This window comes from Falsirhodobacter sp. 20TX0035, from assembly GCF_028307215.1.
Classification (GTDB): domain Bacteria; phylum Pseudomonadota; class Alphaproteobacteria; order Rhodobacterales; family Rhodobacteraceae; genus Falsirhodobacter.
The window spans coordinates 1-21773 of the sequence record NZ_JAQMHV010000012.1 but is presented as its reverse complement, the minus strand read 5'-3'; the positions used below and the strand labels follow the sequence as shown (position 1 = coordinate 21773).

Genomic DNA, 21773 nt, shown 5'->3' with positions numbered 1-21773 from the left:
GATGAACCGCTATCCCCGCAACCTGTCCGGCCACGGCCCCAACCCGCCCGACGCGGCCTGGCCCGGCGGCGCGAAATTGGCCATCAGCCTTGTCCTGAACCACGAGGAGGGGGGCGAGAACTGCATCCTCCACGGCGACGCCGCGTCCGAGGCGTTTCTGTCCGACATTGCGGGCGCCACCATGTGGCCGGGCGAACGGCACTGGAACATGGAGTCGATCTACGACTACGGCGCGCGGGCGGGATTCTGGCGGCTGCACGACATCTTCACCGCGCGCGGCCTTCCGGTGACCATCTTCGGCGTGGCGACCGCGCTGGCCCGCAGCCCCGAACAGATGGCGGCCATGACCGCGGCGGGGTGGGAAATCGCGTCCCACGGCCTGAAATGGGTCGAACATCGGGGGATGGAGGAGGCGGAGGAGCGTCGCCAGATCGCCGAGGCCATCCGGCTGCACACCGAGGTGGTGGGCGCGCCGCCGCGCGGCTGGTACACGGGCCGCTGTTCGGCCAATACCGTGCGGCTGGTGGCGGAAACGGGCGCGTTCGACTGGATCTCTGACACCTATGACGACGATCTGCCCCATTGGCTGGAGGTGGGCGCGCGCGACCAGCTGGTCCTGCCCTATACGCTGGAGGCGAACGATATGCGCTTCGCCACGGCCCCCGGCTACATCACCGGAGAGCAGTTCTTCCAGTACCTGAAGGACGCCTTCGACACGCTGTGGGACGAAGGCGACCGCGGACGGCCGAAGATGATGTCGATCGGCCTGCATTCGCGCCTGATCGGGCGTCCGGGCAAGGCGGCGGGGCTGATCCGGTTTCTGGACTACGCGCTGCAGACGGGCGGCGCATGGTTCGCCACGCGGGGGGAGATCGCGGCCCACTGGGCGGCCCATCATCCGCATGTGCGGCGCGAACGCCCGTCGCAGATGGACCGCGAGACGTTCGTGGGCCGCTTCGGCGGCATCTTCGAACATTCCCCGTGGATCGCCGACCGCGCCTTCGATCTGGAGCTTGGGCCCGCCCATGACAGCGCGGTGGGATTGCACAACGCACTGTGCCGCATCTTCCGCAGCGCAGGCGACGCCGAACGGCTGGGGGTGCTGAACGCCCATCCGGACCTTGCGGGCAAGCTGGCGGCGGCGCGGCGGCTGACGGCGGACAGCACCGCCGAACAGGCCAGCGCCGGGCTGGATGCCCTGACGGATGCCGAGCGGGCGGAGTTCCAGCGCCTGAACGCCGACTATGTTGCCCGCCACGGCTTTCCGTTCATCATCGCAGTGCGCGACAACACGAAGGCGCAGATCCTGGAAGCCTTCCGCGCCCGTGTCGCCCAGGACCGCGACACCGAATTCGCCACCGCCTGCCGTCAGGTGGAACGCATCGCCCTTCTTCGCCTGAAAGCCCTGCTGTGACGCAATACCATTTTCCCACGGGCGGCCTGCCGCCGCAGACGCAACTGATGACCGGCCGCGCCGTCTTCACCGACGCCTATGCCTTCATCCCGAAAGGCGTTTTTTCCGACATCGTGACCAGCTTCCTGCCGGGGTGGGAAGACACGCGCCTGTGGCTGATCGCCCGCCCCATGACCGGCTTTTCCGAAACCTTCAGCCAATACGTGATGGAGGTGGCCCCCGGCGGCGGTTCCGACGCGCCGGAGCCGGAGGCGGGCGCGCAGGGCGTGCTGTTCGTGACCGACGGCACCCCGACCCTGACGGTCGACGGGCAGGCGCATCCCCTACGGGCTGGCCACTACGCCTACCTTCCCGCCGGATGCGCGTGGACCTTGCGCAACCATGCCGACACGCCAGCGCGCTTCCACTGGATCCGCAAGCTGTGGGACGGCGCGGGGCAGGACCGCCCCGAACCGCTGATCCTGCATGAAGGCGACATCGCCCCCACCCCCATGCCCGACACGAACGGGGCCTGGGCCACCACCCGCTTCGTCGATCCGGCCGATCTGCGCCACGACATGCACGTGACCATCGTCACCTTCCAGCCCGGCGGCGTCATCCCGTTCGAGGAAACGCATGTGATGGAGCATGGCCTTTACGTGCTGGAGGGCAAGGCCGTCTACAAGCTGAACCAGGACTGGGTGGAGGTGGAGGCGGGCGACTTCATGTGGCTGCGCGCCTTCTGCCCGCAGGCCTGCTATGCCGCCGGGCCGGGGCCGTTCCGCTATCTTCTTTACAAGGACGTGAACCGGCATGCGGGGTTGCGCCTGCGATGATCCGGACCGAACGCCTGACCCCCGCCGCCTTTGCCCCGTTCGGCGATGTGCTGGACGCCGCGGGCGATCCCGACAAGATCATCAACGCGGGCCTTTGCGCCCGTTTCCACGACCGCGCGCGGATGGAGGCGGAGGGTGGCCGCCTTGGCCTGTCGATCTTCCGGGGCGAGCCGCGCAGCCTTCCCTACCGGCTGGAGATGCTGGAGCGGCACACCCATGGCAGCCAGGCCTTTCTTCCCATGACGGAACACCCGTTCCTCGTGATCGTGGCGCCGGATGCGGGCGGGGTGCCGGGCGCGCCCCGCGCCTTCCTGACGGCACCGCATCAGGGGGTGAACCTGCATCGCGGCACGTGGCACGGCGTGCTGACGCCGCTGCACGCACCGGGGCTGTTCGCGGTCGTGGACCGCATCGGCGACAGCCCCAACCTTCAGGAACACTGGCTGGACCGGCCCGTGATCATCGACCAAGGACCGAGTGAATGATCGACCATCCCCCCGCCACCGCCCTGCGCCGCAAGGGCGACTGGACCGATCCCGCCGACAAAGTGGTTCTGGATTACGAGGCGCGCTTCCTGCGGCGCAAGCGCTTGGTCTGCGCCTCGGGGCGCGGGGTCCTAGTGGACCTGCCGGAGACGGTCAGCCTGGACCATGGCGACGCGCTGATCGCCGGCGACACGGTGATCGAGGTGGCGGCCGCGCTGGAACCCGTGCTGGTGGTGACGGGCGATCTGCCGCGCCTCGCTTGGCACATCGGCAACCGCCACACCCCCTGCCAGATCGAGCATGACCGGCTGGTGATCCGCCGCGACCACGTGCTGGAAGGGATGCTTCAGGGCCTTGGCGCCACCGTCCGCCCATCGATGGAGCGGTTCACGCCCGAAGGCGGCGCCTATGGTCACGGGCGGACGATGGGCCATGCCCACTGACCTTCTGCGGCTGGTGCAATGGCTGTCGCCCGCCTTTCCCACCGGCGGCTTCGCCTATTCCCACGGGATGGAGCAGGCGATCGCCGACGGCGCCGTCCATGACGCGGCCAGCGCGCAGGCGTGGATTGCGGATGTGCTGCGGATCGGCGCGGGCTGGTCCGACGCGGTGCTGCTGGCCCGCGCGCGGGAGGGGGAGGATCTGCGCGACATCGCCCGCGCCCTCGCCCCCTCGGCCGAGCGGTTGCGGGAAACGGAGGAGCAGGGCGCGGCCTTTGCCGCCACCGTGACGGCGCTTGGCGTGCCGGTGGACCCGCAGCCCCTGCCGCTGGCGGTGGCCGCCGCCTCGCGCGCGCTGGACCTGTCCACGCGGCAGGTGGCGGCGCTGTTTTTGCACGGATTTGCCGGCAACCTCGTGGCCTGCGCCACGCGCTTCGTGCCCTTGGGCCAGACGCAGGGGCAGCGGGTGTTGCAGGCGCTGCACCCCCTGATCGACGATCTGGCGGAACGGGCGGCCACGGCGCCGCTGTCGGCCATCGCTTCGGCCACCATCGCGGGCGATCTGTCCGCGATGCGCCATGAAACCCTGGATGTGAGGATCTTCAAGACATGAGCACCGGACCCCTGCGCGTCGGCATCGGCGGCCCCGTCGGCGTCGGCAAGACGACCCTGACCGAAAAGCTGTGCGCGGCGCTGGCGGACCGCTGTTCCATGGCCGTGATCACCAACGACATTTACACGCGCGAGGATGCCGACTACCTGATGCGCGCGCAGGTTCTGCCGTCGGAACGCATCCGCGGTGTGGAAACCGGCGGCTGCCCCCACACCGCCATCCGCGAGGATGCGTCGATCAACCTGGCCGCCATCGCCGAGCTGCGGGGCGCGTTTCCCGATCTGGATCTGGTGCTGATCGAATCCGGCGGGGACAATCTGGCCGCCACCTTTTCGCCCGAACTCGCGGACCTCACGATCTATGTCATCGACACGGCGGCGGGGCAGGACATTCCAAGGAAGCGCGGACCGGGCGTCACGCGGTCGGACCTGCTGGTCGTGAACAAGACCGACCTTGCCCCCCATGTGGGCGTGGATCTTGAGCTGCTGGAGCGGGACACGCAGACCGCGCGTGGGGCGCGGCCTTACGTGATGGCCAAGCTGCGGCAGGCCGAGGGGATGGAGGCGATCATCGCCTTCCTGCAGCACGAAGGCGGCTTGTCCCTGCGCTAATACAGGAAGTAGCGCTGCGCGAGGGGCAGTTCGGTCAAGGGCTCGCAGGTCAGGATCTGGCCATCGGCCCGCACCTCGTAGGTTTCAGGGTTCACTGTGATCTCGGGGCGGGCGTGGTTCAGGATCATGTCAGCCTTGCCGATGTCGCGTGTTCCCCGCACCGCCACCGTCTGCTTCAACAGGCCAAGCTGGCCGCGCACGTCCTCCTCCATCGCGGCCTGCGACACGAAGGTGACGCTGCTGGCCGTTCGCGCGCCGCCAAAGGCGCCGAACATGGGCCGGGAATAGAAGGGCATCGCGGGGATTGACCCGTTCGGATCGCCCATCTGCGCCATGGCGATGGTGCCGCCCAGCAGCACCATTTCCGGCTTCGTGCCGAAGAAGGCGGGCGACCACAGCACCAGATCGGCGCGCTTTCCTTCCTCCACACTACCGATATGGGCGGACAGGCCGTGGCAGATGGCGGGGTTGATCGTGTATTTCGCCACGAAGCGGCGGACGCGCAGGTTATCGTTGTCGCCCGTCTCCTCGGCCAGCCGGCCGCGCTGGACCTTCATCTTGTGGGCCGTCTGCCAGGTGCGGGTGATGACCTCGCCCACCCGCCCCATCGCCTGACTGTCCGAGGACAGGATCGACAGCGCGCCCATGTCGTGCAGAATATCCTCAGCCGCGATGGTCTCGCGGCGGATGCGGGACTCGGCGAAGGCCACATCCTCGGGGATCGAGCGGTCGAGGTGGTGGCACACCATCAGCATGTCCAGATGCTCCTCCACCGTGTTGGCCGTGTAGGGCATGGTGGGGTTGGTGGAGGACGGGATCACGTTGGCCGATCCCACCACCTTCAGGATGTCGGGCGCATGGCCGCCCCCGGCGCCTTCGGTGTGGAAGGCGTGGATCGTGCGCCCGCCGATGGCGGCAAGGGTGTTTTCGACAAAGCCGCTTTCGTTCAGCGTGTCGGTGTGGATCATCACCTGCACGTCCATCCGGTCGGCCACCGTCAGGCAGCAGTCGATGGCGGCGGGGGTGGTGCCCCAATCCTCGTGCAGCTTCAGGCCGACGACGCCAGCGCGGACCATCTCCTCCAGCGCCTCGGGACGGGAGGCGTTGCCCTTGCCCGTGAAGGCGAGGTTCATGGGAAACGCGTCCGCCGCCATCAGCATCCGCCCGATGTGCCACGGGCCGGGGGTGCAGGTGGTGGCGAGCGTGCCATGCGCGGGGCCGGTGCCGCCGCCCAGCATCGTGGTCATGCCGGAATGCAGCGCGTGCTCGATCTGGTCAGAGCAGATGAAGTGGATGTGGCTGTCCATCCCGCCCGCGGTCAGGATGCGGCCTTCGCCCGCGATCACCTCGGTCCCCGGACCGATGACGATGGTCACGGCCGGTTGCGTGTCGGGATTGCCGGCCTTGCCGATCTTGTGGATCCGCCCGTCGCGCAGGCCCACATCGGCCTTGTAGATGCCCGTGTGATCCAAGATCAGCGCGTTGGTGATGACGGTGTCGACCGCCCCTTCGGCGCGGGTCCGCTGCGACTGGCCCATGCCGTCGCGGATGACCTTGCCACCGCCGAACTTCACCTCCTCGCCATAGGTGGTCAGGTCGCGCTCCACCTCGATGATTAGGTCGGTGTCGCCCAGGCGGACGCGGTCGCCGGTGGTGGGGCCGAACATGGCGGCGTAGGTGCCGCGAGAGATTTCAACCGGCATCGAGCGCCCCCATGACTTGTCCGTTGAAGCCCCAGACCTGCCGGTCGCCGCCAAAGGGCACCAGCCGCACCTCGCGCCGTTGCCCCGGTTCGAAGCGGACGGCGGTGCCGGCGGGAATGTCCAGCCGGTAACCGCGGGCGGCGGCGCGGTCGAAGTCCAGCCCCGGATTGGTTTCCGCGAAGTGATAGTGGGAGCCGACCTGCACCGGCCGGTCGCCGGTGTTGGCCACCATCAGCGTGATCGCCATCGCGCTCGCGTTCAGGGTCAGGGTGCCCGCCGCCGGGAAGATCTCTCCGGGGATCATGTCAGCCCCCGAAGGCAAGAAGAAAGCCGCCCGCCGCGACCGCCGCGCCAAGGATACGGGCGAACCGCGTCATCGCAAGGCCCGCGCCGATCCCGGCCAGATGCAGGCCGGCCGTCGCGATCACGAAGCCCGCGGCGTAGGCGGTCATCTGCCCCTGCGGCCCTTCGGCCCCGTGCGCGAAGCCGTGCGCCGCCCCGAACACGGCCAGCGCCCCCAGCGACAGGGCCAGCGGCGGACGCAGCGCCAGCGCGGCCGCCACCCCCAGAAGGATGACGGAGGCGAGGATCATCGGCTCCACCGCCGGAAGCCCCGCGCCCGCCATGCCCATCGCGCCGCCCAGCACCATGGCCGCCACGAAGGCCAGCGGCATCGCCGACAAGGCCCGCCCGCCCGTCACCGCCGCCCAAAGGCCGACGGCGAGCATCGCCAGAACGTGGTCCGTCCCGCCGATGGGGTGCAGCAGGCCCGCCTGGAAGGGCGATCCGTGGTCATGCCCCGCATGGGCCAGCGCCAAGGAGGGCGAGAGGATCAGGGCGAGTGTCAGGAGATGTGTCATGGAACCCTCAGCGGATGGGATGATGAACGGTGACGAGCTTTGTGCCGTCGGGGAAGGTCGCTTCGACCTGAATGGCGTGGATCATCTCGGGGATGCCGGGCATGCACTGGTCGGCGGTCAGGACTTGGCCGCCCGCTTCCATCAGGTCGGCGACGGAGCGGCCGTCGCGCGCGCCTTCCACCACGAAGTCGGTGATCAGGGCCATCGCCTCAGGGTGGTTCAGCTTCACGCCCCGTTCCAGCCGGCCCCGCGCCACCATGGCGGCCAGGCTGACCATCAGCTTGTCACGTTCCCTTGGCGTCAGATTCATTGTCGTTCCCTCATATCTGCCACACGCGCGGCAACGGTTCCCGGCGCAGGGCCAGCAGCAGCCGCGCCACCTGCCGGCGCAGGAGCCAGCCGTCGCCCGCCCGCATCCGCACCACCATCTTGCCGCCAAAGGCGGAGGCGGCGGCCTCCACCCCCCCGACCCCAAGCGCGGCGCGGGCGGGGTCCAGCGCATCTTCCGCGCCCGGGCCCACCATGGCAAGCGTCGCGATGGCCCGCGAACCCGCAAGCCCGGCGGGACCCGCGCACAGCGCCGCCTTGTCCAGCCGCAGCCATTCCAGCAGGACGGGCTTTTCCCCGCGCCACACCTCGCGCCGGTCGGACAGGTGCAGGTCGCGGACCGTTTCGCCCATGGCGGCGCGGCCCAGCACCAGCATCTCCAGCATCAGGCAACCGGCGTCGGGGGCAAGGTCGATCCGGGTGATGCGGTCCACCCGCGCGCGGTCATACAGGATCGTTTCCTGCGGCAACCAGTCGAGCCAGCCGTCCACGCGGTGGGACACGCGCACCGTCGCCACGCCGCCGCCCGCGTCATAGGCGCGTTCCGCCGTCTGGGTGGTGGCGATGGCACGCCCGGTCACGTCCAGCGACATCTCCAACCGATCCCCGCCCGTCAGCCCGCCCGAGGTGTTGAGAAACACCACTTCGGGCGGCCCCTCCACCCGCGGCAGGATCGCTTTGGCCGATCCCTGCTGGCGCAGCGCGGTCAGGCGCATCCGCCCGTCGCGCAGCGTCAGCGCCGCATGGGCCTTGCCTGCGCTGCGTTCCATCCGCACGGGTGCGTTCACACCGACACCGCCGCCTTCATCCGCTCGCGCCCCAGCTCCTCGCGCGTGCCGGAGATGTCGACGGTGCCGCGCTTGAGGATGTAGACGCGGTCGGCCAAGTCGTAGGCGAAGTCGAAATACTGTTCGACCAGCACGATGGCGATGTCGCCCTTGTCGCGCAGATAGCGGATCACGCGGCCGATCTGCTGGATGATGTTGGGCTGGATGCCTTCGGTCGGTTCATCCAGCAGCAAAAGCTTCGGGTTCATCATCATGGCGCGGGCGATGGCCAGCTGCTGTTGCTGCCCGCCCGACAGGTCGCCCCCGCGCCGCGCGCCCATGTCGCGCAGCACGGGGAACAGGTCGTAGACCTCTTCGGGGATCCGGTGGGGCTTCGGTTGCGTCGCGAAGGCGGTCTGCAGGTTCTCGGTCACCGTCAGCAGGGGGAAGATCATCCGCCCCTGCGGCACCACCGCCACGCCGCGTCGTGCCAGCGCCTCGGGGCGCAGGGGGGGCAGCGCCTCGCCGTCCAGCCAGACGCGGCCGCCCGACCGCGGATGCGTGCCCGCGATGGCCTTCAGGAGGGAGGTCTTGCCCATGCCGTTGTTGCCCATGACGCAGGTGACCTCTCCGGCCCGTGCCTCCATGTCGATGCCGTGCAGGATCTGGCTGCCGCCATAATGCAGGGTCAGGCCTTCGGTCTTCAGCATCATCCGCGCCCCAGATAAACGTCGATCACCTGAGGGTCGGCGGTCACGTGATCCAGCGACCCTTCGGCCAGCACCGACCCTTCATGCAGCACCGTCACGCGGCAATCCAGCCGGCGCACGAACTCCATGTCGTGTTCGACCACCACCACGGCGCGGGTCGTGGCCAGACGGCGCAGCAGGGTCGTGGTGTGTTCGCGTTCGGCCAGCGTCATGCCGGCGGCAGGTTCGTCCACCAGCAGCAGAAGCGGGTCCTGCGCCAGAAGCATCCCGATCTCCAGCCACTGCTTTTGCCCGTGCGACAGCTCGCCCGCGACACGCGTCAGGTGGGGGGCAAGACCCACCTCCTCGGCCAGATCCTGCACCTGGTCGCGGTGGCGGGAGGTGGGGCGGAAGCGCAGCACGGCGAAGGGGTTGCGGGGGGCGTTCAGGGCCATCATCAGGTTGGCGAAGACGCTCTGATCCTCGAACACCGTCGGGCGCTGGAACTTGCGGCCCACGCCCGCGCGGGCGATCTGCGCCTCGGTCATCCGCAGAAGGGACCGGGGCGGATCGCCGAAGATTACGTCGCCCGCGTCGGGGCGGGTCTTGCCCGTCACGATGTCCATGAAGGTGGTCTTGCCCGCGCCGTTCGGGCCGATCACGGCGCGCAGTTCGGCCCGGTCGATGGCGAAGGACAGGTTGTTGATCGCGCGGAAGCCGTCAAAGCTAACGGAGACGCCCCGCACCTCCAGAAGTGCGCTCATCGGAAGAGCCCCCCGATGCCCTTGGGCGCCAGCAGCGTGACCAGCACGAAGGCCAGCCCCAGCAGCACCTGCCACCAGTCCACCCAGTCGATGGTGTAGAAGCCCAGCGGGATGGACGGCGCCCGCCCGCCCGTGAACCAGCTGGACAGCAAGGACACGACCGCCGCCCCGATCACCGCGCCATAAAGCCGCCCGCGCCCGCCGATCGCCACCCAGACCGCAAGGTAGATGGAGGCGATGGGCATCATCTCGGCCGGGTTGATGATGCCGGCCTGCGGGTAGTAGAGGGCCCCCGCGATGGCGGCGATCACGGCCGTCAGGGTGAAGACGAAGAGCTTGAACCCTTCGACCGGATAGCCGAGGAAGCGGACCCGCTGTTCGTCGTCGCGGATCGCGCGGATCACGGATCCGAACTTGCCGCCCACGACCCAAGCCGCCAGCAGGTAGCCCCCCGCCAGCGCCAGCGCGGAGGCCCAGAAGAGCCACAGGGCCGTCACCTCTTGCGGGGCGGACACGCCGGGCAGGTTCTGCAACCCCGACAGCCCGTTGTTGCCGCGAAGGCCGCTGTCGTTCTGGAAGAGGTAGAGCGCCAGGGCCAACGTCATCGCCTGCGTCAGGATGGACAGATAGACGCCCGTGACGCGGCTGCGGAACGCCAGCCAGCCGAAGACGGCCGCCAGAAGCCCCGGCACCAGCACGACCAGCAGCAGTTGCAGGGGAAGGGAATGCGCGAAGCTCCAGATCCACGGGATGTCGGAGGTGCCGACCACGCCGAAGATCTGCCCGCCGATGCCCTGCCGGATCTCCTCGGCCGTGGGGGGCAAAGGCTGGCCGGACAGGGCCTGCACCACGATGGCTTCCGTCCGGGCCCACATCAGCCACATCCCGATCATGTAGCCGCCAAGCGCGAAGAACGCCATGTGGCCAAGGGACAGGATGCCGGCATAGCCCCAGACCAGATCCATCGCCACCGCGGCCAGGCACAGGCACAGCGTCATCCCCAGCGTCTTCACGAAGGAGGTGGAGATCAGGCCGCCCCCCGCCATGACCGTGACGGCGGCGGTGGACAGGGCCAGAAGGGCCAGGAAGATCAGTGTCGAACGGCGCATGTCAGTCCCCCGCGGCCCGGCCCTTCAGGGCGATGATGCCCCGCGGGCGGAACTGGATGAAGACGATGATGAACAGGATCATGTAGGTCTGGGCGGCCAGCGTGTTCGAGGGGTTCAGCCACTCGATCCCCTTTTGCAGGAAACCGATCAGCGCCGCCCCCGCCAGCGTGCCGAAGATGGACCCGACGCCGCCCACGACCACCGTCATGAAGCTTTGCACGATGTACTGCTGCCCGATTTCGGACGTGACCTGCGCGAAGAGACCGATGGCCACGCCCGCGATCCCGGCGATGCCGGACCCGAGTCCGAAGGCCAGCATGTTGATCCGGCCCGGAGAGATGCCCATCGAGGCGGCCATGGTCGGGTTCTGCTGCACGGCCCGCACCTCCAGCCCCAGACGGGTGCGGCGCATGATGAAAAGGTAGAGGCCGAGGAACAGAAGCGCGAGGACGAGGATTGCGATGCGGATCCAGCTGATCGCCACCACGTCGTTGATCACGAGCGATCCCGACAGCCAGTCCGGCGCGGTCAGGGGGCGGGCCTGCGTGCCGAAGATGTTCTTGGCCAGCTGCTGCAGCAGGATCGACACGCCGAAGGTGGCCAGCAGCGTTTCCAGCGGGCGCTTGTAAAGGTGGCGGATCACCAGCCGCTCCAGCACCACCCCGGCGGCGAAGGTGACAAGGAAGGCCAGCGGCAGCGCCACCACCAGCGACAGGGTGTAGTTCGGCACGACCTGCTGCACGACATAGCCGGTATAGGCGCCCATCATGATGAACTCCCCATGCGCCATGTTGATGACGCGCATCACGCCGAAGGTGATGGCAAGGCCGATGGCCGCAAGAAAGTAGATCGAGGCCAGCGACACCGCGTCCATGGCAAGGTCTGCGGCCTGCATGGCGCCCACCTTCGCGTCGATCCCGCGCAGGGCGGCACGGGCGGCGTCGGTCACCTGCGCCTCCGGCTCGGCATAGATCTCGGCGAAGGTGGCGGAGGCGAGGGCGGCGTCCACCTCATCCTCGGTCGCGGCCGGGGGCACGGCGCCGGAGGCTTCGAGCGCGGAATAGGCGGCGTCGCGGGCGTCTTGCGTGTTCAGGCTGGCCACGGGGATGCCGGCCACCTGACCGTTCTGGATATGGGCCACCAGCGCCTGCTGCGCGGCCTCGCGCGTCAGGCGTGCGGGAGCGAGGCCGGCCTGCACCAGAAGGTCGTAGGCGGCTACGCGGCCGAGTTCGGACACGGGGATTTCACGCGCGATGTTGCCCTGCGGTTCGTCCACCGTGGCGACGCGGGCTGTGGCCAGCAGCGGGTTCAGCGCCGCCCGCACGTCCAGCGACAGGGACGAGCCGAAGCTCTCGATCGCCGCCACCCGCGCCGCGGGGTCGGGATCGAAGCGCAGGGTCAGCAGGCGTTCCAGCCGTTCCAGCGCCGGGTCGGGGGATTTCTCCAGCGCCGCGCGGACCAGCGGCAGATGGTCGGCCGACGGGTTGCGGGCGATGGCGTCGATGGCCGCCACCCGCGCCGCCGGATCGGGATCGGTCAGCTGGAACTGCACCAGCGCGCCCGCGATCAGGCCCCGCACGCCCGCATTGGGGCGCAGCACGGTGGCCTTGCCCGCCACGGGCTGGCCTTCAAGGCTTGTCGCGGCGTCGCCGTCGGTCAGCACGAAGGTGCCATCCTCCAGCACTCCCAACCGGCGATCCTCCCACGCGGCCAGAACGGTGGCAGCCAAGGGATCGCCGCTGGCGGCAAGGGCGTCGATCACCGGGCCGATGCTAGTGCGCGAGGGCTTCTCGATCTGGTCGCGATGCACGTCCAGCACGGCCGCTACGTTTTGCGCATGGGCGGGCAGGGCCAGCACCAGCGCCAGCAGAAGGGGCAGCAATCCGCGCATCATCGGTCCGTTCGGGAAGGGTCAGTAGTTCGACTTCTGCTGCACGCAGGTCTTGGTTTCGGTGTTGTACATGCCGCAATCCAGTTCCTGCCAATCGGCCTCCAGCACCGCTGATTCCGGCAGGAAGTCGGTCCAGGCGTCGCCGGCCACGGGTTCCGTCTGGCTGATGATGTCGAACTGGCCGTCGTCGCGGATCTCTCCGATCAGCACCGGCTTGGTCAGGTGGTGGTTCGGCAGCATCCTGGCCGTGCCGCCCGTCAGGTTCGGAACCTCCTGCCCGTACATCGCGTCGCGCACGGCGTCGACATCGGTGGTGCCCGCCTTTTCGGCCGCCTGCACCCACATCTTGAAGCCGATCATCGTGGCTTCCATCGGGTCGTTCGTCACGCGGCTGTTGTCGCCCGTGAAGGCGTGCCATGCGTCGATGAACGCCTCGTTTTCCGGCGTGTCGGCGGATTCGAAGTAGTTCCAGGCCGCGAGGTGGCCGACGAGGTCGGTCGTGTCCAGACCCGACAGCTCCTCCTCTCCGACCGAGAAGGCGATGACCGGAAGATCCTCGGCCGAGACGCCGGCGGCGGCCAGTTCCTTGTAGAAGCCGATATTGGCGTCGCCGTTGATGGTGGAGATGACGCCCACCTGCTTGCCATCCGCGCCAAGCGCCACGACGTCCGCCACGATCTTGGACCAGTCCGACTGCCCGAAGGGGGTGTAGTTGGTGAAGATGTCGCCCGTCGCCACGCCCTTGTCGCCCAGATACGCCGACAGGATGTTGTTGGTGGTGCGCGGATAGACGTAGTCGGTGCCCAGAAGGGCGAACTTCTCGACGCCCAGCTCCTCCATCATATAGTCCACGGCGGGGATGGCCTGCTGGTTGGGCGCGGCCCCGGTGTAGAACACGTTCTTCGAGGATTCCTCGCCCTCGTACTGGACGGGATAGAACATCAGGCCGTTCAGCTCCTCCAGCACCGGCAGGACGGACTTGCGGCTGACCGAGGTCCACGCCCCGAAGATCACGTCCACGTCGGACACGGTCAGCAGCTCGCGCGCCTTTTCGGCGAACAGGGGCCAGTCGGAGGCGGGATCGACGACCACCGCCTCCAGCGGGCGGCCAAGGACGCCGCCGGCCTTGTTCTGCTGATCGACCAGCATCAGGACGGTGTCCTTCAGCGTGGTTTCAGAAATGGCCATCGTGCCCGACAGCGAATGGAGGACGCCGATCTTGATCGGCTCTCCGCTGGGGGCGATTTGCGCATCCGCCGCCCCGGAAACCGCCAGCGCCAATCCCGCGCCGGCCACAATGCGCTTCACATCGAACATGTCCCCACCCCTGCTGTTCCGGCGATCATTCATGCCGCCCGTTTCCCGGTGATAGGATCATCTTCCCCAACCCACCAAGCGAAGCCGGGGCGGCCGGTGGAGCCCGGCCGTTTCTGCCTGCAACTTCCTCATCGGCGGGGATCGGCGCCTTGTTTTCGGGCAGGGCGCGAAGTTCCGGGGCGGAATTTCCGGTTGCTGTCCGCAGATCCGCCACGTAGTGATAACGTAACGTGATACCATAACATAGAGAGTGGGATGCGCCGCAACCTGTGCACCAGCCTGAAACGGCGAACCTCGGCCAGTCCGATGGCGCGCTTCGACCGCCTTCCGCAGGATCTGCGCGACTGGCTGCGCGACGCCGCCCTTCCATGGAGCGCCACGTCCGCCCTGCGCCTGTGGCAGCGCGCGATGAAGGAAAGCGGCTGCCCCCACCACGCCCGCGCCTGCCTTTGCCAGGCCGAGGCGCGGCTTCTGGCCCGCGACGCGCCCCGCATCTGGGGCACGCAATACCCAACGAACGGAGGACACCCATGATCCACACCCGCCTTCTGACGGCCGCCTCGGCGCTGGCCGCCGCCCTGGCCGGCCCCGCCTGTGCCGAAGACACGCAGTCTGTCTGGCGCGTGTTCGTGGGCGATCACGCCGCGCCCCGGATCACCGCCTTCGATCTGGCCGATCCCGACACGCGCTGGACCTTTGACACCAAGGGTCAGGCAAAGCTCTATTCTGCCGCTAATGGCGCCGCGGTGGTGGCCGTGCAGTCAGACGACGATCAGGTGAACCTGATCCGCAGCGGCGTGCGCCTTGTGTCGCATGGCGATCATTCGGACCTGTCGGTGTCGGACCCTTCGGCGATGGACGCGGTCCTGACGGGGCCGCGCCCGTTCCATGTCGTCACCCATGGGGGCACCACCTCCATCCAGTATGACAAGGGCGGCTATGCCGAGTTCCTGTCGGACGCCGCGCTGGCCGAGGGCACGGTGACGCCCACCCGTTTCCCGCAGGCCCGCGCCCATCACGGCTTTGCACTGCCCTTCGGCGACCTGTTCCTGTCCTCCGTCGCGTCGGACGCGCCGGTGGAGGGGGACGCCGCCCCGCCGCGCCTTGGCCTTCAGGCCTTTGCGGCGGACGGCACGGCGGCCGGGGATCTGGCCACCTGCACCGGCATCCATGGTGAGGCGCTGTCGGGCGCCTATCTGGCCGCCGGCTGCAAGGAAGGCGTGCTGACCGTGCGCGAGGGGGAGGCGCCGGAGTTCAACCTGCTGCCCTATCCCGCCGACTGGCCCGAAGGGACGACCGGCACGCTTTTGGGGGCACGGGCGATGCAGGTCTTCGTGGGCAATTACGGCGCCGATGGCGTGGTCGTGGTGGACCCCGAGGACGAACCGCACTTCAAGTTCGTGAAGCTGCCGTTCCGGCGGGTGGACTTCGTGCTGGATCCGGCCGCGCCCCAGTTCGCCTATGTTCTGACCGAGGACGGGACCCTGCACCGCCTGAACGTCCTGAAGGCCGCGCTCGAGGACGGCGGGCGCGTGACCGGCCCTTATCCGATGGACGGCCACTGGAACGACCCGCGCCCGCGCCTTGCCGTGGCCGACGGGCAGATCCTTGTCACCGACCCGGCCGCCGGGATGGTCCATGTGGTGGCCGGCGACACGCTGAAGGTCACGCAGGACATCGCGGTGGGGGGCACGCCCTACAACCTCGTCGCCGTCGGCGGGTCGGGGATGCAGCACTAGAGGTCAGAGGGGGAGGGCGGGGGAGGTCCCGCTTTCCTCCAGCTGCCATTGCGCCTGCCACGCGCCATGCTCGCGCCGCAGGGTCAGGTAGTTGCGTTGCGCGACATAGCGGCCGAACTGGCCCGGGATGCGCCTGATGCGGATCGGGTGGCCGGGCAGGGGCGCGTCGCCCAGGCTGGACAGCGCGCCCAGAAACCGCGCCCAGCCCTTCGGCGGCGGGCGGTGCGAGATGCCGGAGGCCACGAGCTGGTTCAGCGTGACCCCATCCCCAAGGGGCATGGTGCCGCGGCCGGCCAGATGGATCTCTCCGGACAAAACGGCGATGTCGCCGCCACCTGGCCCCAGCGTCACCATCCGCCGCAGCATCCTTTGCCATTCGGCGCGGTGGGCGTGGCTTTGCCACTGGTCGCGCAGGTCATCCTCGAACCGCTGCATCCGGGGGACCAGCATCATCACGCTTTCCAGCAGCGACAGGCGCGGCCCCAGCAACGGCACGCTGGACATCAGGAGGCACTTTTCGCCGTCCAGCGGCGCCTGCCCGTCCATGAAGGCCCAACCGCCGTCGCCCATGATGCGGTGGCGCGTGCGCTCGGACCGCAGGTCCGGGGCCAAAAGGCGCAGGCCCGGCGCGCGCACCTCCCATCCCAGATGGGCGCCGGACGGGTCGGCGAAGCGGGCGGGAAGGTCGCCCTCGGGGGCGGCGGCCTGAAAGATCAGGAAGGCCTCGCGCGCGGCGTCGAACAGGGTCCGGCCGATGGCGGATTCGGTCGCCTTGCGGCGCAGGGACCCCCAGCCGTCGCAGATGTCATGGTCATCCCATTGCATCAGCGACGGGATCCGCGCCACGGCCCATGCAAATTCGGGGGCGGCGTACAGCGCCGCATAGCGCTCCATGAAGCGTTCGCGCAGGTGGTGGCGCAGGTCGGCCAGCGCGACGGCCGAGGGAGTGTCCGGCAGGTGGTCCGGCCAGCCTTCGGTCAGGGGATGGCCATCCGTCGCCTCGTCGGCATAGACCTGATCGCCGCCGTGCAGCAGCAGGGCGAAGGGCTCGGCCTGATGGTCGCGCCCCAGCGTTGCCCACATGGCGTTGCGCTCGGACCCTTCGCGGCCCAGATCGCCGATCTCCTCTCCGTTGCACGACACGTAGGCAAGGCGCAGGGGGCCGGACAGATCGCCCTGCACGGGAAAGGTCGTGCCGTTCCACCGGTATCCCGACGGGCGCGGCGGCAGGTGGAAGCGCGCGCGCCAGACGGTCACGTGGTCGTAGTCGGCGATGGGCAGCGCGGGGCTGGTCCCATCCTCCGTCACCACCGGCGGGGGCTGCTGCCCCTTCGGCCCCAGGAACAGCGCCGCAAGGTGAAGCCCGTCGGGCGTGGCGGCGTCCAGGAACAGGACCGGGCCGAGTGTCTGCATGTCGTGTGTCCGCCTTGCGTTGCTCCCCCTGCGTTGTGAGGGTTTCGCGGCGGGATGCAACCTGCCCATTGGTCGCGGGCCCTTCGCGGGGCGCCCATCATGCGAACTTGCCCCCGGCCCCGGTAGGTGAGAGAAAGGGCCGAGATGCAGAACAGAGATACCGATGCCGTCCGACGCCGTTGATGTGCCCGCATTTTCCTTCGACGAACGGGCCCGGTCGGCGGCCCTGCATCGCTATGGCATCCTCGACACCCCGCGCGAGGAGGATTTCGACGACATCGCCGCCATCGCGTCCGAGGTGTGCCAGACCCCCATCGCCGTGGTGAACTTCATCGACACCGGCCGGCAGTTCTTCAAGGCCGAGGTGGGCTTGGGCGTGCGCGAAACGCCGCTGGACACGGCCTTCTGCGCCCGTGCCATCCTGTGCGAGGACATGATGATCGTCCCCGACGCCCTGCAGGACCCGCGGTTCGAAGGCAATCCACTGGTGCATCAGGCGGGGGGCTTGCGGTTCTATGCCGGGGCGCTTCTAAAAACGCCCGAAGGGTTGCCGATCGGCACCGTCTGCGTCCTGGACAGGAAACCGCGCAACCTGGACGCCCATCAGGTGCGGACGCTGCGTCTTCTGGCCCGGCAGGCGATGACGCAGGTGGAACTGCGCGCCTCTCTGGCGGCGACGCAGCGGCTGTCGGCGCATCACCGGCAGGTCATCGACAGTTCGGTCGATTACGCGATCCTGTCGCTGGATCTGGACGGCAACGTCACGGCTTGGAACCAGGGCGCGCGGAACATCTTCGGGTGGAGCGAGGCGGAGATGCTCGGCCGGCCCGGCGACATCATCTTCAATCCGGCCGACCGCAGCGTCGGCATCCCGGATCTTGAGATGGAGGTCGCGAAGGCCACGGGCCGCGGGGCCGATGAACGCTGGCACGTGCGCAAGGACGGTTCGCGCTTCTTCGCTTTGGGCGAGATGATGCTGCTGAAGGACGATGCGGGCCAGCATGTCGGATACGTCAAGATCCTGCGCGACCGGACGCATGCCCGCCGGCAGGCGCAGCGTCTGGCGCTGTTGTCCGAAGCCTCCGCCGCCCTTCTGAACACCGACGATCCGGGATCGACCCTGCGGCCCATTCTGGAAGGCGGCACGGACACGATCGGCTTCGAACAGTGCTATGTCTACGACATCGCCGCCGAGGACGAGCAGTTGTTGCTGCGCCATTCAGTGGGCGTGACGGAGGAGACGCGCATGGCGCTGAGCCATGTCAGCTTCGACGTGCCCCTGTGCGGGATCGTGGCGCAGACCGCCGAACCCGTGGTCCTGTCCGATCTGGCCAAAACGGAGGAGCCGCGCCACCAGATCGCCCGCATCACCGGCATGCAGGCCTACGCGGGCTTTCCGATCTGCGTGCGCGACCGGGCCGTGGGCGTCATCTCGTTCGGAAGCGTGGAACTGCCGGCCTTCGACGACGAAACGTTGGCCTTCTTCCAGACCATCGCGCGCTTTCTGTCCGTCGCGCGCGAACGCGCGGACGACGCGCAGGCCCTGCGCGACGCCGAACAGCGGTCGCGGCTGGCCCAAGAGGCGGGTGGCATCGGCACCTTCGAGATCGAGGTTGCGACCGGCACGGTGGTCGGATCGTCGGAATTCTTCCGCATCTTCGGCGTGACGCCGCTGGACAAGACCACGACCCGCCTGTTCCAGGACATCGTGGTGCCCGAGGATCGCGAGGCCGCATCCCGCGACGCGCGCCACCCGCAGGGGATGGCCCCCGCCGATCTGGAATACCGCATCCGCCGCGCCGACGACGGCAAACTGCGCTGGATCGCCCGGCGCGCGGAATACATCCGGGACGACACGGGCCATATCCGGTCCATGTGCGGCACGGTGCAGGACATCACCGACAAGAAGATCGCGGCCCTTCGGCAGGAAGCGCTTCTGGAACTGGGCAACAGCGTGCGCCACGCCGCCCGCCCCGAGGAGATGATCGAAACGGCCTGCCACCTCGTGCTGCGGACGCTGGACGCCTCGCGCGCGGGGTATGCGGTCGTGGACCGCCGGGCGGGCCTTTACGTCGTGACGGGGGAATGCCTGGCCCCCGGCGTTCCAAGCGCGAACGGCCGCTACGAGTTGTCGCTGTTCGAGAAGACCACGGCCCAGCTGGAAACCGGCCAGCCGCTGGTCCTGTGCGACGCCGAGGCGGAGGCCCGGCTGGCCGCGGACGCCGGAAGCTATCATTCCGCGGCGGTGGCCGCCCAGATCAGCGTGCCGCAGATGCGCAAGGACGAACTGGTGGGCGCGCTCTTCGTGCACCAGACCGAGCCGCGCGACTGGACGGCCGGAGAGGTCGATTTCATGCGCCGCGTCGCCGACCGCCTGTATGCCGCGCTGGCCACGGCGCGGGCGGAAAAGGAACAGGCCGTCCTGAACCACGAACTGTCGCACCGGCTGAAGAACAGCCTGTCCATGGTGCAGGCCGTCGCCAGCCAGACCCTGCGCGGGGCCACCGACCAGACCGCGCTGCAGGATTTCCTGCGCCGGATGCAGGCTTTGTCGGCGGCGCATGACGTGCTGCTGCACCGCAACTGGGAGGCGGGATCGATCCGCCAGACCATCCAGTCCACCCTCGCCACGCTGGCGGGGCCCGAACGGCTGCGCCTTGGCGGACCGGACATCGAACTGGGGGCGCGCAGCACCCTCAGCCTGTCGATGCTTTTGCACGAACTGGCCACCAACGCCGTGAAATACGGCTGCCTGTCGGCCGATGCCGGCACCCTGCTTCTGGCGTGGGAGATCGAGGACGTTGCCGAAGGGGAGCGTGACCTCGTCCTCGTCTGGCAGGAGGCGGGCGGTCCCGAGGTGCGGCCCCCCACCCGCAAGGGCTTCGGCTCGCGCCTGATCCAGATGGGTCTGACGGGAACCGGCGGGGTGGAACTCAGTTATGAGCCGTCGGGGTTCATTGCAACGATCCGGGCCCCCCTGTCCGAGTTGCAGAGCGCCTGACAAGGAAGATGCCCATGCCCGCCCCCACCATCCTCGTGGTCGAGGACGAACCGATTTTGCGAATGGCCGCCCTGGCCATGATGGACGACGCCGGGTTTGAGGCAGTCGGCGCCCGATCCACCGAAATGGCAATCCGCATCCTGGAAACCTGCCCCTCGATCCGCGTGGTGTTCACCGACGTGGATCTGGGGCCGGGGCCGGACGGGCTGTGGCTGGCGTCGCGGGTGCGCGACGGCTGGCCACCGGTCGGGGTCATCGTCACCTCCGGTCACCGGCACGTCACGCAGGCGGCGGTGCCCGAAGGCGCGGTGTTCCTGGGCAAGCCTTACCTTGAGGAGCAGGTTCTGGATCAGGTGCGCCGCTTCGCCTGACGTCCGTCAGGCACCGGGCCGCCGGATCCGGGCCGTCAACGCGTCGAGTTCCGCCAGAAGCCGGTCTATCCGCGCTGCGCCGAGCGCCGTTTCCAGCGCGGCATGGATGGCCGCGCTTTGCGACGTCATCTTGGCCGTCAGGGCACGGCCCTGATCGGTCAGGCGGATCTGCTGGCGGCGCGCGTCGCCCGGATCCCGCGCCAGCGCCACCACGCCGCGCCGTTCCAGCGTCCGCAGGATGCGCGTCAACGAGGGCGCGAGGATCGCCGTCCCGCGGGCGAGGGCCGAGGCGTCGACGGTGCCCGCTTCCTCCAGCAGCCGCATCACGCGCCATTGCTGTTCGGTCAGGTCATGGGCGTTCAGCAGGGGGCGGAAGCCGTCCAGAACCGCCTCCCGCGCGCGCAACAGCGCCATGGGCAGGCCCATCCCGGGGTCGGTCCATCGGATCTCGTTTTCGTTCACGCACATGCTCCCTCTGCCGGAGCATCTTCCGCCTTCCGCCCGCCGGTGGCAAGCGGGCCGTCGCCCCCCCCGGCTTACCCGCTCCCCTCCGGCGCGCGGGTCAGATCGCGGAAGCGGTAGGGGCGTTCGTTGGCCAGGGAGGGAATCGCGGCGCACGTCGCCTCCACAAGGCCAAGGTCCAGATCAAGGACGACCATCTTTTCCCCCGTGCCCAGATCGGCCAGCGTGCGGCCCCATGGATCGACCGCCAGCGACCGGCCCCAGGTCTTGCGGCCGTCGTCGTGCCGGCCTTCCTGTGCGGCGGCGATCACGAAGCAGCCGTTCTCCACCGCGCGGGCGCGGCACAGAAGCTCCCAATGCGCCTCTCCGGTGGCCATGGCGAAGGCCGAAGGGATCAGCATCACCCGCGCGCCGGCTTTGGCGTGCTGGCGGTAAAGATGGGGAAAGCGCAGGTCGTAGCAGATGGTCAGCGCCATCGGCCCCCATGGTGTGGGCGCCAACACCGCCTCGGATCCCGGAGAGTAGCGGTCGGATTCGCGGCTGGCCGTCTGGCCCGGCAGCGCGACGTCGAACAGGTGGATCTTGTCATAGCGCGCGACGATCCCGCCTTCGGCGTCGATCAGGTGGGCGCGGTTGACAAAGCGAGGATCGTCCCCCCGGCCCGCATCGGGGTCGATCCGGTCTGGATCCACATCCGGTGCCGGCGGGCCGCCGCGCGAAGGGCGGCAAGAAAGGGATCCTCCGCTGAATAGCCCCGAGTTTCTTAGACGCCTTCACGTCTCATCATTTGCTGCCGCTCGAACTCGGCGGGCGACAGCATCCCGTTTCTCACGTGCTTTCGCTTCGGGTTGTAGAACATCTCGATGTAATCGAACACGTCCTGCCTCGCGTCGTGGCGTGTCTGGTAGGTTCTGCGCCTGATCCGTTCGCGCTTGAGCAGGTTGAAGAAGCTTTCGGCGACGGCGTTGTCATGGCAGTTGCC

At 68.7% G+C, this 21773-nt stretch carries 24 protein-coding genes; 10 read left to right on the top strand and 14 right to left on the bottom strand.

From position 1 onward, the window contains the following. Position 1: 1 nt before the first annotated feature. The 6 genes from puuE to ureG are packed head-to-tail and all read left to right on the top strand — an operon-like array spanning position 2 to position 4378. Positions 2–1414: an allantoinase PuuE gene (puuE, locus tag PIJ50_RS12625; protein WP_271975791.1), complete on the top strand. Its 1413-nt coding sequence runs from the start codon at positions 2–4 to the stop codon at positions 1412–1414. After that, entirely contained in the window at positions 1411–2229 is an 819-nt protein-coding gene (locus tag PIJ50_RS12620) for a bifunctional allantoicase/(S)-ureidoglycine aminohydrolase (RefSeq protein WP_271975789.1), read from the top strand. The genes puuE and PIJ50_RS12620 overlap by 4 nt, the downstream gene beginning before the upstream one ends. Then, a complete protein-coding gene (locus PIJ50_RS12615; RefSeq protein WP_271975787.1) occupies positions 2226–2714 on the top strand; it encodes an ureidoglycolate lyase in 489 nt (162 codons plus the stop codon). Before PIJ50_RS12620 ends, PIJ50_RS12615 begins: the two co-directional genes overlap by 4 nt. Continuing rightward, positions 2711–3157, top strand: a complete 447-nt coding sequence (locus PIJ50_RS12610) for an urease accessory protein UreE (protein WP_271975786.1) — start codon at positions 2711–2713, stop codon at positions 3155–3157. The genes PIJ50_RS12615 and PIJ50_RS12610 overlap by 4 nt, the downstream gene beginning before the upstream one ends. Next, the gene (locus PIJ50_RS12605) at positions 3147–3767 is read left to right on the top strand and encodes an urease accessory protein UreF (protein WP_271975784.1); all 621 of its coding nucleotides are present in this window, start codon (positions 3147–3149) and stop codon (positions 3765–3767) included. The genes PIJ50_RS12610 and PIJ50_RS12605 overlap by 11 nt, the downstream gene beginning before the upstream one ends. Continuing rightward, on the top strand, positions 3764–4378 hold the full coding sequence (gene ureG / locus PIJ50_RS12600) for an urease accessory protein UreG (protein WP_271975782.1): 615 nt from the start codon (positions 3764–3766) through the stop codon (positions 4376–4378). Before PIJ50_RS12605 ends, ureG begins: the two co-directional genes overlap by 4 nt. Here the strand turns inward: ureG and ureC are convergent. Genes ureC through urtA form a run of 10 tightly spaced genes read right to left on the bottom strand, consistent with a single transcriptional unit; the run spans position 4375 to position 13805 of the window. Beyond that, positions 4375–6081: an urease subunit alpha gene (gene ureC, locus PIJ50_RS12595; protein ID WP_271975780.1), complete on the bottom strand. Its 1707-nt coding sequence runs from the start codon at positions 6079–6081 to the stop codon at positions 4375–4377. The genes ureG and ureC overlap by 4 nt on opposite strands. Next, positions 6071–6385 carry an urease subunit beta gene (locus tag PIJ50_RS12590; RefSeq protein ID WP_271975778.1) on the bottom strand — a complete coding sequence of 105 codons (315 nt, stop codon included), beginning with the start codon at positions 6383–6385 and terminating at the stop codon, positions 6071–6073. Before PIJ50_RS12590 ends, ureC begins: the two co-directional genes overlap by 11 nt. A 1-nt stretch (position 6386) precedes the next feature. Continuing rightward, entirely contained in the window at positions 6387–6941 is a 555-nt protein-coding gene (locus PIJ50_RS12585; RefSeq protein WP_271975776.1) for a HupE/UreJ family protein, read from the bottom strand. A 7-nt stretch (positions 6942–6948) separates the two neighbouring features. Beyond that, positions 6949–7251 carry an urease subunit gamma gene (locus PIJ50_RS12580; RefSeq protein WP_271975774.1) on the bottom strand — a complete coding sequence of 101 codons (303 nt, stop codon included), beginning with the start codon at positions 7249–7251 and terminating at the stop codon, positions 6949–6951. 10 nt (positions 7252–7261) lie between these two features. Continuing rightward, positions 7262–8038 (bottom strand): urease accessory protein UreD, encoded by a 777-nt coding sequence (locus tag PIJ50_RS12575; RefSeq protein WP_271975772.1) that lies wholly within the window; start codon positions 8036–8038, stop codon positions 7262–7264. Between the two features lie 14 nt (positions 8039–8052). Continuing rightward, positions 8053–8748: an urea ABC transporter ATP-binding subunit UrtE gene (gene urtE, locus PIJ50_RS12570; RefSeq protein WP_271975770.1), complete on the bottom strand. Its 696-nt coding sequence runs from the start codon at positions 8746–8748 to the stop codon at positions 8053–8055. Further along, entirely contained in the window at positions 8745–9488 is a 744-nt protein-coding gene (urtD, locus tag PIJ50_RS12565; RefSeq protein WP_271975768.1) for an urea ABC transporter ATP-binding protein UrtD, read from the bottom strand. Before urtD ends, urtE begins: the two co-directional genes overlap by 4 nt. Then, positions 9485–10597, bottom strand: a complete 1113-nt coding sequence (urtC, locus tag PIJ50_RS12560; protein ID WP_271975767.1) for an urea ABC transporter permease subunit UrtC — start codon at positions 10595–10597, stop codon at positions 9485–9487. Before urtC ends, urtD begins: the two co-directional genes overlap by 4 nt. Position 10598: 1 nt before the next feature. Further along, positions 10599–12488 carry an urea ABC transporter permease subunit UrtB gene (gene urtB / locus PIJ50_RS12555; protein WP_271975765.1) on the bottom strand — a complete coding sequence of 630 codons (1890 nt, stop codon included), beginning with the start codon at positions 12486–12488 and terminating at the stop codon, positions 10599–10601. 21 nt (positions 12489–12509) lie between these two features. Further along, the gene (gene urtA, locus PIJ50_RS12550) at positions 12510–13805 is read right to left on the bottom strand and encodes an urea ABC transporter substrate-binding protein (RefSeq protein WP_271975762.1); all 1296 of its coding nucleotides are present in this window, start codon (positions 13803–13805) and stop codon (positions 12510–12512) included. Positions 13806–14060: 255 nt separating this feature from the next. Here urtA and PIJ50_RS12545 point away from each other — a divergent pair, with 255 nt between their 5' ends. Next, positions 14061–14339, top strand: coding sequence for a DUF6525 family protein (locus PIJ50_RS12545; protein ID WP_271975761.1), 279 nt, complete (start codon positions 14061–14063; stop codon positions 14337–14339). Further along, positions 14336–15544, top strand: a complete 1209-nt coding sequence (locus PIJ50_RS12540; protein WP_271975760.1) for a hypothetical protein — start codon at positions 14336–14338, stop codon at positions 15542–15544. The genes PIJ50_RS12545 and PIJ50_RS12540 overlap by 4 nt, the downstream gene beginning before the upstream one ends. 3 nt (positions 15545–15547) lie before the next feature. On the opposite strand, the gene PIJ50_RS12535 is transcribed toward PIJ50_RS12540, so the two are convergent. Continuing rightward, complete coding sequence (locus PIJ50_RS12535; RefSeq protein ID WP_271975758.1) at positions 15548–16957, bottom strand: alkaline phosphatase D family protein; 1410 nt, start codon at positions 16955–16957, stop codon at positions 15548–15550. Positions 16958–17120: 163 nt separating this feature from the next. Here PIJ50_RS12535 and PIJ50_RS12530 point away from each other — a divergent pair, with 163 nt between their 5' ends. Both PIJ50_RS12530 and PIJ50_RS12525 read left to right on the top strand, forming a co-directional pair. Further along, the gene (locus PIJ50_RS12530) at positions 17121–19958 is read left to right on the top strand and encodes a GAF domain-containing protein (RefSeq protein WP_271975756.1); all 2838 of its coding nucleotides are present in this window, start codon (positions 17121–17123) and stop codon (positions 19956–19958) included. Positions 19959–19972: 14 nt separating this feature from the next. Continuing rightward, positions 19973–20329, top strand: coding sequence for a response regulator (locus PIJ50_RS12525; protein WP_271975754.1), 357 nt, complete (start codon positions 19973–19975; stop codon positions 20327–20329). A gap of 6 nt (positions 20330–20335) precedes the next feature. Here the strand turns inward: PIJ50_RS12525 and hpaR are convergent, their stop codons facing one another. The 3 genes from hpaR to PIJ50_RS12510 all read right to left on the bottom strand — a co-directional run. Beyond that, positions 20336–20791, bottom strand: coding sequence for a homoprotocatechuate degradation operon regulator HpaR (gene hpaR / locus PIJ50_RS12520; protein WP_271975752.1), 456 nt, complete (start codon positions 20789–20791; stop codon positions 20336–20338). A gap of 74 nt (positions 20792–20865) precedes the next feature. Then, positions 20866–21483: a nitrilase-related carbon-nitrogen hydrolase gene (locus tag PIJ50_RS12515; protein ID WP_271975750.1), complete on the bottom strand. Its 618-nt coding sequence runs from the start codon at positions 21481–21483 to the stop codon at positions 20866–20868. A gap of 71 nt (positions 21484–21554) precedes the next feature. Continuing rightward, on the bottom strand, positions 21555–21773 hold a 219-nt coding region (locus tag PIJ50_RS12510), incomplete at its 5' end, for an IS3 family transposase (RefSeq protein WP_271975748.1).